We start from the raw sequence: 15,918 nt of genomic DNA on the forward strand, positions 1-15,918 counted from the left end.
CTTGTCTAGTTGAATTTGTCCGGACAAGTTGTGGTCATGAAGATCACCCGTCACTTCGTCGATGTCGGTAGCCGGCGCGTTCACTACCGCCGTTCGGGGCAAGGACCCGTCCTCCTGATGGTCCACCAAAGTCCCCGTTCCTCAGCGGAATATGCACCGTTGATGGCAGAATGGTCGGACCGCTTCACCTGCATTGCGCCCGATTCGCCGGGCTTCGGACATTCCGATCCGCTGCCCGATCCCGCGGCGCCAATCGAGGCGTTCGCCGATGCGCTGGTCGACCTGCTCGATGCGCTGGGAATTGAACAGGTTGCCGCCTACGGATTTCATTCCGGCGGGATCATCCTGGTCAACGCATTGAGCCGGCACCCGGCGCGCTTCGCGGCGCTCGCGATCGGCGGCTACGCGATCTGGACAGACGCCGAGCGCGCCGCCTTTTCCGAAAGCTATCTGCCCGCCTTCCAGCCACGCGCCTATGGCGAGCACCTGACCTGGCTGTGGAATCGCATTCTCGAACAGACCTGGTTCTTCCCCTGGTATCAGGTCGATCCCGGCGCGCGGATGACGGTGGCGCATGACGATCCGGTCCGGGTCGATGCCGTGGTGCGCGACATGCTCGATGCAGGCGATGCGTACCGTGCCGGCTATGGAGCGGTGCTGCGCGCGTCGCGCGACATTCCCGCCGCTGGTACCCCGACCGCGCCGGTATTGATCACCGCTTATGATGGCGACGTGTTGCAGGAGCATATCGACCGGCTCGGCGATCTCCCGCCCGAATGGTCGGCACGCAAGGTGGCCAGCCCGATCGCGCACCAGCAGGCGAGCGTCGAGCATCTCGCTTTGCGCGCGATGCCGGGCCCAGATCAACTCGGCGAAGCGGACGACGAAGGCTTCGTTCATGTCGTCACCACGGGGTTTGACGGTCTGATCCACTGGCGCGGCACGCGCGGCGCGGCGATGCATGTTCATGGCCCCGGGCGCGCGCTCGATCTGTTGGACGGTGCGGCGCTGGCGATCGACCTGCCAGGCCACGGGCTCTCCGATCCCTGGCCGGGCGCAGCGCCAAGCGATGTCGGCGCCTGGCAAACGGTGATCACGGCCTGCGCGCAGGCGCTCGGCGCCTCGCGCACTACCTATGAAGCGCTCCCGATCGGAGAGCCTGCCAAGCTTTTCCCATCGCTCGAGCCGGATCGCTTCGGCGCCTATCTCACGCGCGCCTGGGCGATCGTCCGTGCCGCGCACCTGTTCGCACCGTGGTACGACGCGAACAGCGCGTCGCAGATCGATTTCGATCCCGCCACGCTCCGCCCGGAACGGCTCGGCGCCGAACACCTCGCACTGATCCGATCGACCGCAGCGCGCGAATGGCTGATCGCACGCCGTCAGATGGAGGTCGATGATGGGAATTCGTGATGCGATGCCGCTGCTCGCCCGGCACGAGGGCGTATGGGACGGCACCTATGTTCATTACAACGCAGCCGGCGAAAAGATCGATGCGCACCGGTCCCGCCTGCTGTGCCGGATCGATGATGATGCCCGCAACCCGTATCATCAGACCAACTTCTATAGCTGGGCGGACGGGCGCACCGAAGTCCGCGATTTCCCGGCCGAATACCGCGACAGCCGGATCTGGTGGAACAACGATCTGATTACCGGTTGGGCGGCCGAGGTGGCGCTCGATGACAAGAAGCGCACGCTGATGCTCTATTGGCAGCGCACCGGCACCCCCGATCTCTATCTCTACGAGATGATCCAGCTTTCCGACGACGGCGCCCATCGTTGCCGCACTTGGCACTCGATCCGCGGCGGGATGATCGAGACCCGCACCGCGATCGAGGAGCGGCTGGTGACGCGCGACTGGCGAACCTATGAGGGGGAGAGCACAGTTCGTGTCGATTGAACCCCGAACGCTGTTCGCCAAGCTGTGGGATCAGCATCTCGTCGCGCGGCTCAACGGCGAGGATCTAATCGCGATAGACCGGATATTCCTGCACGAACGCACCGGATCGGTCGCACTGCGTTCGCTCGCGGCAGCCGACCGCCGCGTGCTTGATCCGCACCGGGTGTTCGCGGTGACCGATCATATCGTCGATACCAAAGCCGGCCGGACCGGGACGCTGGTGCCGGGCGGCGACGTGTTCCTGACCGCGACCCGCGAGGAGACGCGCGCAGCGGGCATCCGCCTGTTCGATGTCGACGATCGCGATCAGGGCATCGTCCATGTGATTTCACCCGAACTGGCGATCGTGCTGCCGGGCACGACGCTCGTTTGCCCTGACAGCCATACCTGCAGCCAGGGTGCGTTTGGCGCGCTTGCCTGGGGGATCGGATCGACGGAGGCCGAACATGCCATGGCGACCGGCACGCTGCGGCTGCCGCGGCCGATGGCGACCCGGGTCAGCTTCGAGGGCGCGCTGCCGTCCGGCGTTACCGCCAAGGACATGGCACTAACGCTGATCGCGCGCTACGGTGCCGGCGGCGGGCAGGGCCATGCTATCGAGTTTGCGGGCGCGGCGGTGCGCGGGCTCGATCTGGAGGGCCGGCTGACCTTGTGCAACATGGCGACCGAATTCGGCGCGATGAGCGCTTTTATCGCCCCCGACGACCTCGTCTTCTCCTATCTCGAAGGGCGCCGCTACGCTCCTAGCGGGGCAGCGTGGCGCGCTGCTCTTGCCGTCTGGGCCGGTCTCAAAAGTGACGAGGGTGCGGTGTTCGACCGTGAGATTCGCATAGACGCCAGCGTGATCGCGCCGATGGTGAGCTGGGGCACAAGCCCGCAGAGCACCATCGGGATCGATGCGCTTGTGCCGCGGCAACCGGAAAGCGGGCTTGACGTGCAGGGGTTTGCGCAGGCGATCGCCTATATGGGCGTCGAGCCGGGCACGCGGATCGACGATCTTGCCATCGATGCCGCCTTTATCGGCAGCTGCACCAACGGTCGTATCGCCGATCTGCGCCGCGCCGCCGCGCTGGTGAAGGGGCGCAAGGTGGCGCCCGGCGTTCACGCGCTGGTCGTGCCGGGCTCGTCCGCGGTGCGCCGCGCCGCCGAGGCCGAGGGACTCGACCAACTGTTCAGAGATGCCGGGTTCGAGTGGCGCATGAGCGGTTGCTCGCTGTGCTTCTACGCCGGTGGCGAGGGCTTCGCGCCGGGCTCGCGCGTAATTTCGTCGACCAATCGCAATTTCGAAGGGCGCCAGGGGCCGGGGATCCGGACTCACATCGCCAGCCCCGAAACCGTCGCGGCCAGCGCGATCGCCGGGCGGATCGCCGATCCGCGGGCGCTGGTGCAATGAGCGCGTTCCCCCCCGTTCCCAGAGTCGAGGGAATCGCCGCGCCGCTGCTGCGCGACAATGTCGATACCGACGCGATCATACCATCGCGCGAGATCAAAGGTGTGGGCAAGACGGGGCTTGCCGGCGGGCTGTTTGCGGGCTGGCGCTATACCGCGCCGGGCACGCGCGATCCCGATCCCGATTTCGTGCTTAATCAGCCGCGCTATGCACACGCCCCGGTGCTGCTCGCGGGCGAGAATTTCGGCTGCGGGTCGAGCCGCGAGCATGCGGTATGGGCGCTCCATGAATATGGCGTGCGCGCGATCCTAGCGCCGAGCTTCGCGCCGATCTTTCGCGGCAACTGTATTCGTAACGGCATCATCCCGGTGGTGATCGATATGGCCGTGGTGCGCGCCATCGCCGCGGCAGATATGGTGGTGGTAGTCGATCTGCTTGCGCAGCGCATCGAGGCGGGGGAATCGCACCATGCCTTCGAGATCGACGAAGAGGCCAAGGCGATGCTTGCCGAAGGCCTGGACGGCATCGATCTCACGCTCCGCCACCATCCGGCAATCGCGGTGTTCCACGCCGCCGATCGCCTGGCGCGTCCCTGGATCTATCTGAGGCAAGAACCATGAACATCCTCATCAGTGAAGTCGGTCCACGGGACGGCCTGCAGAGCATCGAGCGCATCATGCCGCTCGAGGCCAAGAAGGCGTGGATCGCCGCCGAAGCCGCGGCGGGCGTGCGCGAAATCGAGGTGGGCAGCTTCGTGCCGGCCAGCGTCCTCCCGCAGATGGCCGATACGGCCGAACTCGTTGCCTTTGGCAATACGATCGCGGGTCTGACCGTCGCCGTGCTGGTGCCCAATCTAAAGGGGGCGGAGCGCGCGCTGGCGGCGGGCGCCCGCAAGCTTTCGATCCCGCTTTCGGTGTCTGAAACGCACAGCCTGAAGAATCTGCGCCGCAGTCATGACCAGGTGATCGACGAGATTGCACGGGTCGCGACGATGGTCGCGGCGGCGCCGGCGGGTGAACGCGCGCATTTCGAGGTCGGCCTGTCGACCGCCTTCGGCTGCACGATCGAGGGTACGGTGCCCGAAGACAAGGTCGTCGACCTCGCCGAGCGCGCGATTGCCGCGGGGGCGGCGGAGGTCTGCCTGTCGGACACGACGGGCTATGCCGACCCGGCAAAGGTCCGCCGGCTGGTCCGGCGCGTCAAAGCAGCGATCGGCGATGACCGGCTGACCAGCCTGCATCTGCATAACACGCGCGGGCTCGGCCTCGCCAACGTGCTGGCCGGGCTCGATGAGGGTATTACCACGCTCGATGCGTCGCTCGGCGGGCTGGGCGGCTGCCCCTGGGCGCCGGGCGCATCGGGCAACATCGTTACCGAGGATCTGGTCTTCATGTTGCAGGCAATGGGATATCAAACCGGGATCGATCTGGAGGCGCTGATGAAGGTCCGCGCAATCGTCAGCGATGCGCTGCCCGGCGAGCCGCTCTACGGCTTCACACCAGATGCGGGGCTGCCGCTCGATTTCGAAAGCCGTGCGGCATGAGTGCGCCGCAGCCGCTCGCCGGCCTCAAGGTCATCGAATTCACGCACATGGTGATGGGCCCCGCAGCGGGCGCAATGTTCGCCGCGCTCGGCGCCGACGTGGTGCGTGTCGAGCCGCTCGGCGGCGATCACACCCGTAATCTGATGGGGTCGGGCGCGGGCTATTTCCCGATGTACAACCGCCACAAGAAGAGCATCTGTCTCGATCTCAAGGCCAAAGACGGTCTCGCGACCGCGAATGCGCTGGTCGGCGAGGCCGACATCCTGATCGAGAATTTCCGCCCCGGCGCGCTCGATCGGCTCGGGCTTGGCTATGAAGCGCTCGCCGCGGTCAACCCCCGGCTGGTCTATTGCTCGCTCAAGGGATTCTTACCCGGACCGTACGAGAACCGCACAGCGCTGGACGAGGTCGCGCAGATGATGGGCGGGCTCGCCTATATGACCGGACCGCCGGGCCGCCCGCTGCGCGCCGGATCAAGCGTGATCGACGTGACCGGCGGGATGTTCGGCGTGATCGCGGTGCTCGCCGCGATCGAGGAGCGTCACCGCACCGGGCGCGGCCAGAAGGTGCAGGCTTCGCTGTTCGAGACGACCGCATATCTGGTCGGACAGCATATGGCGCAGTTGGCCGTTACCGGAAAAGCCGCAGCGCCGATGCCTGCGCGCGTCTCCGCCTGGGCCATCTACGACGTGTTTGAAACAAAGGATGAGCCGGTGTTCATCGGCGTCGTTACAGATGCGTTGTGGCAGAAATTCTGTGCGCTGTTCCAACTGGACGCACTGTGGGCCGACGAGGGGCTGCGCCGCAATAACGATCGGGTGATGGCGCGCGACCGTATCCTGCCCGAGATCCGTGCTCTCGTGGGGAGCTTTACACGCGAAGAGGTCATCGCACGGCTGGAAGGATCGGGGCTGCCGTTCGCGCCAATCGGTCGTCCTGAGGACATGTTTGACGATCCGCAACTGGCGGAGGGCGGACTTGAAGCCGTGACCTTGCCGGATGGGCGCGAGACCCGGCTGCCCGCACTGCCGATCGAAATGGATGGCAAGCGGCTTGGCCGCGCGTCAGCATTGCCGATACCAGGTGCCGACGACGCTACGATCCGGTCGCGGACCGCGTGAGATGATCTAGGACTTGGGCGGTTGCCGAGTGTGGACAACTGCGCCATTATCGCCGAGGGGACGAACAGGTTATCCCAACAATTCAGGAGCAGGATGTGATCCGCGACGCAATCGCCGCTGGAAAAGCGCACCCGCGTTACCTTCAACTGTCGGAAACCTTGCGATCTGCGATCCTGTCGGGCGAATTGTCGCCGTCCGAGCAATTTCCGACCGAAAGCGATCTCTGCAAGACGCATGGCGTCAGCCGATTCACTGTCCGTGAAGCATTACGTCGGTTGGAGGTGGAGGGGCTGATCGCCCGGCGACGTGGCTCTGGCACCGTCGTACGTCCGGCGGCAGCGCGTGGCGGGACGCTGCACCAGCCGCTGTCGAACGTCGGCGAAATCCTGCAATACGCCAAAGATACGTCGATCGTCTTCACCGCCGAGGGGGAAGCGAGACTACCACGCAAGATTGCCGAAGAGGTTGATGTACCGACGAACGAAAAATGGGTCTGCTTCCGCGGCATTCGCGCGCGTGATGGCGACCCGCGTCCGATTGCGGTGACCGATGCCTATGTGCATGGGCGGCTACGCGACGTCGCGCTTGCTATTGATCTGTCGCAAAGCACGCTGTTTCGCCAGCTCGAACAAGCAGGCAACGTCCGTATTGGACGCATTACTCAGGACATTGCGGCGGTGTCCGCCAGCGCTGACATATCGACGTTGCTGCGCGTGCCGCGCCGCAGTGCATGCCTGCGGATCCTGCGCTGTTATTACGATAGCGAGGACCGCCTGTTCGAAATTTCCGCAAGCCATCATCCGGGCGATCGGTTCGCCTATTCCATGCATATCGAGAATGATCGCTAGGCTTGTTTCTGCATGGCCGGGTGCGGTGGGGTGTACCGCGCGGTGCTTTCCGTCCCGGCGATCGTAGCGGCTGGTCAGGTGCCTCCATCAACCGCAGAGCGTGCCAGCAATAAGTTGTTGCGCCGCCCCGGATCTCCTGCTCTAAATTTGTCCGGACAAATGACGTAGATTTGAGAGCTATCATGGATGCCTATGCCTATCCGTCACTGGTCTTCGTGCACCTGCTGCTATTCGTGCTGTGGTTGGGGGCGGACGTTGGCGTATTTGTGCTGGGGCAGCATTTCCGCAAACGCGATCGGTACACGCTTGAGCAGCGGTTGGCGCTGCTGAAACTGCTGGTCGAGGTCGACATGGTACCGCGTACCGCATGGGCGCTGATGGTGCCGGTGAGCCTGTCCGTGGTGGCGATGGGCGGGTTCTGGGCGGTTCCATCCTGGCTGTTGATCGTGGCATGGGCGATTGGGGCGTTGTGGATCTGGCTGGTGTGGGACGCGCATCTCCATGACCAGACACCGCGTGCCGCTCGCGACCGGCGGATCGAATTTGGGCTGAAGATCGGTCTGGCGGCCTTCTATCTGTGGCTGGGCGGCGCGTCGTTGATCCAACAGGAACCGATCACGGACACATGGCTCGCGTCGAAGGCATTGCTGTTCGGTGTTATTTTCGGCGCGGCAATCATGATCGATGTTGCGTTCAAACCAGTCGGCCCGTTGCTTGCGCGATTGCTCAAGGAAGGATCGAGCGACGAGATCGAGATCCCGTTGCTGCGCACGATGAACCGCACGCGGCTGTGGGTGTGGACAGTTTATCTGCTCCTGCTCGCCACCGCCTATATCGGCCAGGTAAAGCCGTTCTGATGCGCCTGTTCGTGGTTGTATCGTCCTTGTCACTGGCGGCCTGCGGGGCGCAGTCTCCTGGCGACCCGGCACCGGCGCAGCCGTCATCGGCTCTCGCTTCCTGCACCACCTGTCATAGCCTGAAGGCGGCCGGTCCGAAGCGATCCGGTCCGCACCTGGCGGGCGTGATCGGTCGTAAGGCAGGATCCCTATCTGGCTATGCCTACTCCGCCGCGATGAAGCGGAGCAATTTAATTTGGACGCAAGCCGCGCTGGACGCATTTCTCGCCGATCCGACCGGCGTTATTCCTGGAACCAGAATGTCGATGCGGGTTCCGGATGCGCAAAGACGCAAGCAGATCATCGCGGAACTGACCGTCGGCCGCGAGCGGTAACCCTTAATTGCCATCGGGGTTGGTGGGGCAGGGCTCAGTTCGTCCATTCGGTCGGTACGCGATATGCTTCCCCCATCTACCGAAAAGCGATTTTTCCGGCGCACTGTGGGCACTGAAGATAAAGTCTTCTCCTTGGTCGGGCGTTTCTCTCGGCTCAGCGGTCAACATCAGCGGGCGACAATCCTGGTTGCGATCCTGCCGCCCCAGCCAACTATCTGCCCTCAGGGCTCTCCCGCCAGGCGCCCGGGGCGAGGTCGTCGAGCGACCAGTCGCCGATCGACCACCGTACGAGCCGCAGCGTCGGGTGGCCCACCGCGGCCGTCATGCGGCGCACCTGGCGGTTGCGGCCCTCGCGGATCGTCAGCTTGAGCCAATTGTCGGGAATGCTCTTGCGGAAGCGCACCGGGGGATCGCGCGGCCATAATTGGGGCGGCGCGATGCGCTCGACCTCGGCCGGGCGGGTGATGCCGTCCTTCAGCACGACGCCGCGACGCAACTGGTCCAGCGCCGCATCGGCGACGTCACCCTCGACCTGCACCAGATAGGTCTTGGGCAGCTTGAATTTGGGATCGGCAATGCGCGCCTGCAGCCGGCCGTCATCGGTCAGCAGCAGCAGCCCCTCGCTGTCGAGATCGAGGCGACCCGCTGGGTACACGCCAGGCACGTCGACGAACGCCGACAGCGTCGGGCGATCCGATCCGGCGGTGCCGCGATCGGTGAACTGGCAGAGCACGCCGTAAGGCTTGTTGAACAGAAGGAGCGAGGCGCGTCTCCAATCGGCGGAGCCGGAGAGTGGTACGGATGCGGAGACGATGTTGCCCCCACCTTTCGTCACCCCGGACTTGTTCCGGGGGCCACGGCGCCACGGACCCATACGCCGTCGATGTGCGGCACGGTGGACCCCGGAACAAGGCCGGGGTGACGATTGAAAGGTGGCGGGGGCAGCGCGCGCGGCCCCCGCCGAGCTTATCAGGCGGCCAGCTTGCGCAGCACGTAGTGCAGGATGCCGCCGTTGAGGAAATATTCCAGCTCGTTGACGGTATCGATGCGGCAGCGCGTCTCGAACGTCTCGGTCGAACCGTCGGCGCGGGTCAGCGTGACGGTCACGTCCTGGCGCGGGCGGATCTCGGCGACACCGGTGATGGTGAAGCTTTCCGAGCCGTCGAGGCCGAGCGTCTGGCGCGTGACGCCGTCGGCGAACTGCAGCGGCAGCACGCCCATGCCGACCAGGTTCGAGCGGTGGATGCGCTCGAAGCTTTCGGTGATGACCGCGCGGACCCCAAGCAGGTTGGTGCCCTTGGCCGCCCAGTCGCGTGACGAGCCGGTGCCATATTCCTTGCCGGCGATGACCACCAATGGCGTGCCATCGGCCTTGAAGCGCATCGCGGCGTCGTAGATCGCCATCGTCTCGCCCTTGTACGACGACATGCCGCCTTCGATGCCGGGGACCATCTCGTTCTTGATGCGGATATTGGCGAAGGTGCCGCGCATCATCACGTCATGGTTGCCGCGGCGCGCGCCATAGCTGTTGAAGTCGGCGCGGCTGACCTGATGCTCCTGCAGGAACGTGCCGGCCGGGCTGTCAGCCTTGATGCTGCCGGCGGGCGAGATGTGGTCGGTGGTGATCGAATCGCCGAGGATCGCCAGCGGCCGTGCGTCGATGATGTCCTGCACGGGCGCAGGCGTCATCGTCATGCCCTCGAAATAGGGCGGGTTGGCGACATAGGTGCTGCCGGCGCGCCACGTATAGGTGTCGGAGCCCTCGACCTGGATTTCCTGCCATTTGGCGTCGCCGGCATAGACATTGCCGTAGCGGTTGCGGAACATGCTATCGTCGATATTGGCGGTCATCACCGAGGCGATCTCGGCGTTCGATGGCCAGATGTCCTTGAGGTACACGTCCTGCCCGTCGGAGCCCTGACCCAGCGGCGTTTCGACCATGTCGGTCGTGACCGAGCCCTTGATCGCATAGGCGACGACCAGCGGCGGCGAGGCGAGGAAGTTGGCACGCACGTCGGGCGAGACGCGGCCCTCGAAATTGCGGTTGCCCGACAGGACCGAGGCGGCGACAAGATCGTTCTCGTTGATCGCGGCGGACAGTTCGGTGGCGAGCGGCCCGGAATTGCCGATACAGGTGGTGCAGCCATAGCCGACCAGATTGAAGCCCATCGCGTTGAGGTCGGTGGTGAGACCGGCCTTGTCGAGATAATCGGTAACGACCTGGCTGCCGGGGGCGAGCGAGGTCTTGACCCAGGGCTTGCTCTTCAGGCCCAGCGCATGCGCCTTGCGCGCGACGAGGCCAGCGGCGACCAGGACGCTCGGGTTCGAGGTATTGGTGCAACTGGTGATTGCGGCGATCACGACGTCGCCGTCGCCCAGATCATGCTCGCGGCCCTCGACCGCGACGCGGTTCGGGCGATCCTTGTTGTAGAGCTTGAACAGATCGCCGTTGAACACTTCGTCGACCTTGTTGAGCGCGACCTTGTCCTGCGGGCGCTTGGGGCCGGCGAGCGACGGCACGACGCAGCTCATGTCGAGCTCGAGCGTGTCGGTGAACACCGGATCGACGCTGTCCGCGTCGTGCCACAGGCCCTGCGCCTTGCAGTATGCCTCGACCAGCGCGACGGTTTCTTCCGAGCGCGCGGTGAGGCGCAGATACTCGATCGTCTTAGCGTCGATCGGGAAGAAGCCGCACGTCGCGCCATATTCCGGCGCCATATTGGCGATCGTCGCGCGATCGGCGAGCGTCATCGTATCGAGGCCAGGGCCGTAGAATTCGACGAACCGGCCGACCACGCCGCGCGAACGCAGCATCTGCGTGACGGTGAGCACGAGATCGGTGGCGGTGATGCCCTCGGCCATCGCGCCGGTAAGCTTGAAGCCGACCACTTCGGGGATCAGCATCGACACCGGCTGGCCGAGCATCGCCGCTTCGGCCTCGATCCCGCCGACGCCCCAGCCGAGCACGCCCATGCCGTTGACCATCGTGGTGTGGCTGTCGGTGCCGACCAGCGTGTCGGGATAGGCGACCATGCGGCCATCGGCGTTATCGCCCGAGCTTTCCGCCGACCACACGGCCTGACCGATATATTCGAGGTTCACCTGGTGGCAGATGCCGGTGCCCGGCGGCACGACCTGGAAATTGTCGAGCGCCTTGCTGCCCCACTTCAGGAATTCGTAGCGCTCGAAATTGCGCTCATATTCGAGATCGACGTTATCCTCGAACGCCTTGGGCGTGCCGAATTCGTCGACCATCACCGAGTGATCGATGACGAGATGGACGGGGACCAGCGGATTGATCTTGGCCGCGTCGCCGCCCAGCTTGGTGATCGCATCGCGCATCGCCGCCAGATCGACCACGCAGGGCACGCCGGTGAAATCCTGCATCAGCACGCGTGCGGGGCGATACTGGATCTCGCGATTGGAGCGCTGCTCCTGCTGCCAGTCGACGATCGCCTGTACGTCTTCGGTAGTGACGGTCTTGCCGTCCTCGAAGCGCAGCAGATTTTCCAGCAGCACCTTCATCGAGAAGGGCAGGCGGCTGATATCGCCGTACTTTTCCGCTGCCTTGGCCAGGGAGTAATAGTCGTATTGCTTGCCGTTCACGTCGAGCGTGGTGCGGGTGCCGAGTGTGTCCTGGCCGATGGCGGTCATGGAGGCGGGTCCTTCCCTTATGGTGCCCGGGGCGTGGGGCGCGCAATGGGGAAGCGGGCAGGGCCGCAAAGGCGCGCCTCTGGCCGGGGCGAAATGGCTAGAGTCGGGGTCGCCTTAGCAAGGGGGTGGGGGCAGGGGAAGGGTGGTTAGCCGCGCTTTGCCCGTCGCGGCATCGTGGCGGGCGACCCCAGGGGACGGCTGGGGATCGCTGCCCGCCAAAGGAGCACGGATCCGGTGCTGCTGCACGATCGTCGCCGGCAATGGCGCTCGCCTCGGCAGGCGCCTTACATCCATATGACAGCGAGGCGCCCGGAGGCGGAATTGCGACGACCTGAGCGCGGGCAAGGGTGTTAGGACAGCAAAATTGTCGTAATCGGAGGCATCGCAAGAATCAGGCGGTTTCGACGGATGATGTTCAGGACAGAGCGCCTTGCGCGCGTTGCGCATGCGATCGACGATGAGATGTTTTACCAGCGCCATGGCTTCATGCCGGCGGCGGATCAGCCCGATCCGGCACCCGCCGTCGTCGCGATCGCCGAGGTGGCAATGCTGGCGACGGACGGTGATCTCGAGGCGCTCGATCGGCTGCGCGCGATGCGCGCCCAATATATGGCAACGCTAATCGACGGGCCTGCCGCGGAGGCTGGCGCTGACGCTGCGGTCGTCAGGCTGGGCGTCTGACGCTGCCCATAAGGGGCACGCTTTGACCGCTGCCACAGTCTCACGCCAACGCACGGTGATGGGTCGCTTGGGATCGTTCCGGCGCTACCCCAGGCACGCGGCATGAACTGCCATCGCAGGCTCGACCGGGGTTACGCCCAACCTTCCAGAACCTGATCCGGCGGTCGATGGCCATCGGCCCACATGCGGATGTTCTGGATCACCTTGTCGCCGGTCGCCATGCGGCCCTCAAGCGTGGCCGAGCCCATGTGCGGCAGCATGACGACATTGGGCAGCGCCAGCAGGCGCGGGTCGATCTGCGGTTCGTGCTTCCACACATCCAACCCGGCGCCGGCGAGCCGGCCCTGTTCAAGCGCGGTGGTCAGCGCATCCTCGTCGACGATGCCGCCGCGCGCCGCGTTGATCAGATAGACGTGGCGGCGGAGCAGTGCGATGCGACGCGCGTCGATCAGGCCGCGGCTGTCGGCGTTCAGCGGGGTGTGGATGGTGAGGATGTCGATCTGGCCGAGCATCTCGTCCAGGTCTTCGTGCCAGGTGGCGGCAAGCTGCGCTTCGAGCACGGCAGGAAGGCGATGCCGATTATGGTAATGGACCGAGAGGCCGAAGGCGCGCGCGCGTAGCGCGACGGCCTGGCCGATCCGGCCCATGCCGATAATGCCGAGTGCCTTGCCGCCGATACGATGGCCGAGCATGCCGCCCGGGCTCCAGCCGGTCCATTGGCCCGAGCGCACCAGCTTCTCGCCCTCGGCCAGGCGGCGCGGGACGGACAGGATCAGCGCCATCGTCATATCGGCCGTGTCTTCGGTGAGCACGCCGGGCGTGTTGGTGACGATGATGCCGCGCGCGCGCGCCGCCTTGAGGTCAATATGGTTCACGCCGGCGCCGTAATTGGCGATCAGCTTGAGCCGCGGGCCGGCGGATTCGATCAGCGCCGCGTCGATCTCGTCGGTGACGGTGGGGACGAGAACGTCGCAATCCTGCACGGCCGCGGTGAGCTGCGCGCGGGTCAGCGCGCTGTCGGAGCGGTTGTTGTGCGTGTCGAACAGCTGCTCCATCCGATCCATCACCGCGTCGGCCAGTTCGCGGGTGACGATTACCTTCGGGTTCGGGCAGCGTCTCATTTCGGGCATGAATGCGGCTTGGCGGAGGGGCGCGGCGACGTCAACGGTGGTTGAAGCACCGACGCCCGACGGGGTAGGTACAAGGCTGGTTTTATCGGGAGCATGTATGCGTATTGGAGCGAAGCTGGCGCTGGGGGGACTCGCGATGGCGCTCAGCGTGCCGGCGGTCGGCGCGCTGGTGCAGAAGAAGGTGCCGTATTTCGCGTCGATCTCGGCCGGCAAGGCGCGGATGCGCGCCGGCCCCGGGCGAACCTATCCCGCGAACTGGCTGTACCAGCGCGCCGGGCTGCCGGTGAAGGTGGTGGCGGTGTTCGAGAAAGGCAGCTGGTACAAGGTCGAGGATCCCAGCGGCACGCAAGGCTGGATCCTCGGCGCGCTGATCAGCGACACGCGCACCGCGCTGGTGACCGGCGGTGTCGCCGAACTGCACGATTCGCCGCGGATCGCGGGGCGGGTGACGTGGCGCGCGGCGCCCGGCGTGGTGGGCCGCGTAAGCAAGTGTGCGCGCGGCTGGTGCTATCTCGATGTGAAGGGGCGCGGCGGCTATGTCGAGACGCGCAGCCTCTGGGGCGTCGAGGCTGAAGAGACGCTGTGATGCGGATCGAGCGCGACGATCTGACTCATCCCGACGTCATCGCGCTGCTCGAACTGCATGTGTGGACCGCACACGAAAATTCGCCGCCCGGAAGCGCCTTTGCCCTGGATCTCAGCGGACTGCGCGATCCCAAGGTGCCTTTGTGGTCGGCCTGGGAGGGCGATACGTTGCTCGGGCTCGGCGCGCTCAAGGAACTGGCGGCGACGCATGGCGAGGTGAAGTCGATGCGGACGGCGCCGGGCCAGTTGCGGCGTGGCGTGGCGGCGGCGATGCTCGACCATCTGATCGGCGCGGCACGGGCGCGAGGCTATACGCGGCTCAGCCTGGAGACGGGCACGAACGAGGCGTTCGCGCCGGCGCGGGCCTTGTACGAGCGCGCCGGGTTCGTGCCGAGTGCGGCGTTCGGGGATTATGCGCTGACCGAGTTCAATAGGTGTTACGCGCTGGCGCTGTAGGCTCGGGAAAGCTGAAGCAGCTGATATTCCCGCGAAAGCGGGAGTCCCCGGGGCATAATCGCTTGTGCGCTTGGCCCTGGGTCCCGCTTTCGCGGGAGAACCAGAGGCGGCACACGCTGGGCGGTGCCGCCTTCGACATCGCGCTGAGCTAGTCCATCAGTTCCACCGCCACCGCCGTCGCTTCGCCGCCGCCGATGCACAGAGCGGCGATGCCCTTCTTCAGCCCCCGGTTCTGCAGCGCGGCGATCAGCGTCGCCAGGATGCGCGCACCGCTGGCGCCGATCGGATGGCCGAGCGCGGTCGCGCCACCATTCACGTTGACCTTGTCGTGCGGAATATCGAGATCGCGCATCGCGATCATCGAGACGACGGCAAATGCCTCGTTGATCTCGAACAGGTCGACGTCCGCCACGCTCCAGCCGGTCTTGTCGAGCACCTTGCGGATGGCGTGGACCGGCGCGGTGGTGAATTTCGCCGGGGCATGTGCGTGCGCGGCGTGGGCAACGATGCGCGCGAGCGGCTTGAGGCCGGCGGCATCGGCGACACTCTGGCGCGTCATCACCAATGCGGCGGCACCGTCCGAGATCGATGAGGCGTTGGCGGCGGTGATCGTGCCGTCCTTGGCGAAGGCGGGCTTCAGCGTCGGGATCTTGTCGGCATTGCCCTTGGGCGGCTGTTCGTCGGCGGTGACGCTTTCGGTGCCTTTGCGACCGGTGATCTCCACCGGGGTGATCTCGCGATCGAACGCGCCGGATCGCTGCGCGCTCTGCGCGCGGCTGAGCGACGTGATGGCATAATCATCCTGCGCGGCGCGGGTGAACTGATAGTCGGTGGCGGTTTCCTCGGCGAAGCTGCCCATCGCGCGGCCCGGTTCATAGGCATCCTCGAGCCCGTCGAGGAACATGCTGTCCATCACCCGGTCATGCCCCATGCGCGCGCCGCCGCGATGCTTGGCGAGGATGTACGGCGCGTTGGTCATGCTTTCCATGCCGCCGGCGACGAGCAGGTCGACCGAGCCCGCGGCCAGCGCCTCGGCGCCCATGATCGCCGCCTGCATGCCCGAGCCGCACATCTTGTTGACCGTGGTCGCCTCGACCGATTCCGGTAGCCCGGCCTTGAGCGCGGCCTGGCGCGCCGGGGCCTGACCGAGCCCGGCGGGGAGCACGCAGCCCATATAGATGCGCTCGACCGTCGCACCGTCGACGCCGGCACGCGCGATCGCCGCCTTCACCGCGGTCGCGCCGAGCTCGGTCGCGCTGGCGCCGGCCAGGGCACCCTGGAAGCTGCCCATCGGCGTGCGCGCATAGGACAGGATGACGACGGGATCGAGCGTATCGGGCATGGAAGGACCTTATAGCGAAGGGCGGCGTTATAGTGGG

The 15,918-nt window shown here is 65.6% G+C and carries 16 protein-coding genes; 12 read left to right on the top strand and 4 right to left on the bottom strand.

From position 1 onward, the window contains the following. The first annotated feature begins 36 nt into the window (after positions 1-36). From NV401_RS03465 to NV401_RS03505, 9 genes are all read left to right on the top strand, one after another. The gene (locus tag NV401_RS03465; protein WP_261292973.1) at positions 37-1,413 is read left to right on the top strand and encodes an alpha/beta fold hydrolase; all 1,377 of its coding nucleotides are present in this window, start codon (positions 37-39) and stop codon (positions 1,411-1,413) included. Then, positions 1,400-1,900, top strand: a complete 501-nt coding sequence (locus NV401_RS03470) for a DUF3598 domain-containing protein (RefSeq protein WP_261292974.1) — start codon at positions 1,400-1,402, stop codon at positions 1,898-1,900. Before NV401_RS03465 ends, NV401_RS03470 begins: the two co-directional genes overlap by 14 nt. Then, complete coding sequence (locus NV401_RS03475) at positions 1,869-3,293, top strand: 3-isopropylmalate dehydratase large subunit (RefSeq protein ID WP_380817050.1); 1,425 nt, start codon at positions 1,869-1,871, stop codon at positions 3,291-3,293. Before NV401_RS03470 ends, NV401_RS03475 begins: the two co-directional genes overlap by 32 nt. Continuing rightward, a complete protein-coding gene (gene leuD, locus NV401_RS03480) occupies positions 3,290-3,910 on the top strand; it encodes a 3-isopropylmalate dehydratase small subunit (RefSeq protein WP_261292976.1) in 621 nt (206 codons plus the stop codon). The genes NV401_RS03475 and leuD overlap by 4 nt, the downstream gene beginning before the upstream one ends. After that, positions 3,907-4,833, top strand: coding sequence for a hydroxymethylglutaryl-CoA lyase (locus tag NV401_RS03485; protein WP_261292977.1), 927 nt, complete (start codon positions 3,907-3,909; stop codon positions 4,831-4,833). The genes leuD and NV401_RS03485 overlap by 4 nt, the downstream gene beginning before the upstream one ends. Beyond that, on the top strand, positions 4,830-5,954 hold the full coding sequence (locus tag NV401_RS03490) for a CaiB/BaiF CoA transferase family protein (RefSeq protein WP_261292978.1): 1,125 nt from the start codon (positions 4,830-4,832) through the stop codon (positions 5,952-5,954). The genes NV401_RS03485 and NV401_RS03490 overlap by 4 nt, the downstream gene beginning before the upstream one ends. A gap of 95 nt (positions 5,955-6,049) precedes the next feature. After that, positions 6,050-6,802, top strand: coding sequence for a GntR family transcriptional regulator (locus NV401_RS03495; RefSeq protein ID WP_261292979.1), 753 nt, complete (start codon positions 6,050-6,052; stop codon positions 6,800-6,802). 170 nt (positions 6,803-6,972) lie between these two features. Then, a complete protein-coding gene (locus tag NV401_RS03500) occupies positions 6,973-7,659 on the top strand; it encodes a hypothetical protein (RefSeq protein ID WP_261292980.1) in 687 nt (228 codons plus the stop codon). Further along, on the top strand, positions 7,659-8,033 hold the full coding sequence (locus tag NV401_RS03505; protein WP_261292981.1) for a c-type cytochrome: 375 nt from the start codon (positions 7,659-7,661) through the stop codon (positions 8,031-8,033). Before NV401_RS03500 ends, NV401_RS03505 begins: the two co-directional genes overlap by 1 nt. Before the next feature lie 211 nt (positions 8,034-8,244). On the opposite strand, the gene NV401_RS03510 is transcribed toward NV401_RS03505, so the two are convergent. Both NV401_RS03510 and acnA read right to left on the bottom strand, forming a co-directional pair. After that, a complete protein-coding gene (locus NV401_RS03510; RefSeq protein ID WP_261293070.1) occupies positions 8,245-8,847 on the bottom strand; it encodes a pseudouridine synthase in 603 nt (200 codons plus the stop codon). A 155-nt stretch (positions 8,848-9,002) separates the two neighbouring features. Then, positions 9,003-11,687, bottom strand: a complete 2,685-nt coding sequence (gene acnA, locus NV401_RS03515; protein WP_261292982.1) for an aconitate hydratase AcnA — start codon at positions 11,685-11,687, stop codon at positions 9,003-9,005. Positions 11,688-12,095: 408 nt separating this feature from the next. On the opposite strand from acnA, the gene NV401_RS03520 reads away from it, so the two are divergent. Then, positions 12,096-12,368: a hypothetical protein gene (locus tag NV401_RS03520; protein ID WP_261292983.1), complete on the top strand. Its 273-nt coding sequence runs from the start codon at positions 12,096-12,098 to the stop codon at positions 12,366-12,368. Between the two features lie 131 nt (positions 12,369-12,499). Here the strand turns inward: NV401_RS03520 and NV401_RS03525 are convergent, their stop codons facing one another. Next, positions 12,500-13,498, bottom strand: a complete 999-nt coding sequence (locus NV401_RS03525; RefSeq protein ID WP_261292984.1) for a 2-hydroxyacid dehydrogenase — start codon at positions 13,496-13,498, stop codon at positions 12,500-12,502. Positions 13,499-13,595: 97 nt separating this feature from the next. Here NV401_RS03525 and NV401_RS03530 point away from each other — a divergent pair, with 97 nt between their 5' ends. Beyond that, positions 13,596-14,084 (top strand): SH3 domain-containing protein, encoded by a 489-nt coding sequence (locus NV401_RS03530; RefSeq protein WP_261292985.1) that lies wholly within the window; start codon positions 13,596-13,598, stop codon positions 14,082-14,084. After that, positions 14,084-14,539, top strand: coding sequence for a GNAT family N-acetyltransferase (locus tag NV401_RS03535; protein WP_261292986.1), 456 nt, complete (start codon positions 14,084-14,086; stop codon positions 14,537-14,539). The genes NV401_RS03530 and NV401_RS03535 overlap by 1 nt, the downstream gene beginning before the upstream one ends. A 148-nt stretch (positions 14,540-14,687) precedes the next feature. Here the strand turns inward: NV401_RS03535 and NV401_RS03540 are convergent, their stop codons facing one another. Next, a complete protein-coding gene (locus NV401_RS03540) occupies positions 14,688-15,881 on the bottom strand; it encodes an acetyl-CoA C-acyltransferase (protein ID WP_261292987.1) in 1,194 nt (397 codons plus the stop codon). Between the last annotated feature and the right edge of the window lie 37 nt (positions 15,882-15,918).

The organism is Sphingomonas hylomeconis (assembly GCF_025370105.1).
Lineage (GTDB): Bacteria > Pseudomonadota > Alphaproteobacteria > Sphingomonadales > Sphingomonadaceae > Sphingomonas > Sphingomonas hylomeconis.

Bases quoted from the DNA above. Each gene is read 5' to 3' on its own strand.
- NV401_RS03485 (WP_261292977.1), top strand. From the start codon at position 3,907: ATGAACATCCTCATCAGTGAAGTCGGTCCACGGGACGGCCTGCAGAGC.
- NV401_RS03490 (WP_261292978.1), top strand. From the start codon at position 4,830: ATGAGTGCGCCGCAGCCGCTCGCCGGCCTCAAGGTCATCGAATTCACG.
- NV401_RS03525 (WP_261292984.1), bottom strand. From the start codon at position 13,498: ATGCCCGAAATGAGACGCTGCCCGAACCCGAAGGTAATCGTCACCCGC.
- NV401_RS03520 (WP_261292983.1), top strand. From the start codon at position 12,096: ATGATGTTCAGGACAGAGCGCCTTGCGCGCGTTGCGCATGCGATCGAC.
- NV401_RS03540 (WP_261292987.1), bottom strand. From the start codon at position 15,881: ATGCCCGATACGCTCGATCCCGTCGTCATCCTGTCCTATGCGCGCACG.
- acnA (WP_261292982.1), bottom strand. From the start codon at position 11,687: ATGACCGCCATCGGCCAGGACACACTCGGCACCCGCACCACGCTCGAC.
- NV401_RS03505 (WP_261292981.1), top strand. From the start codon at position 7,659: ATGCGCCTGTTCGTGGTTGTATCGTCCTTGTCACTGGCGGCCTGCGGG.
- NV401_RS03465 (WP_261292973.1), top strand. From the start codon at position 37: ATGAAGATCACCCGTCACTTCGTCGATGTCGGTAGCCGGCGCGTTCAC.
- NV401_RS03470 (WP_261292974.1), top strand. From the start codon at position 1,400: ATGGGAATTCGTGATGCGATGCCGCTGCTCGCCCGGCACGAGGGCGTA.
- NV401_RS03535 (WP_261292986.1), top strand. From the start codon at position 14,084: ATGCGGATCGAGCGCGACGATCTGACTCATCCCGACGTCATCGCGCTG.
- NV401_RS03475 (WP_380817050.1), top strand. From the start codon at position 1,869: ATGAGGGGGAGAGCACAGTTCGTGTCGATTGAACCCCGAACGCTGTTC.
- NV401_RS03530 (WP_261292985.1), top strand. From the start codon at position 13,596: ATGCGTATTGGAGCGAAGCTGGCGCTGGGGGGACTCGCGATGGCGCTC.
- leuD (WP_261292976.1), top strand. From the start codon at position 3,290: ATGAGCGCGTTCCCCCCCGTTCCCAGAGTCGAGGGAATCGCCGCGCCG.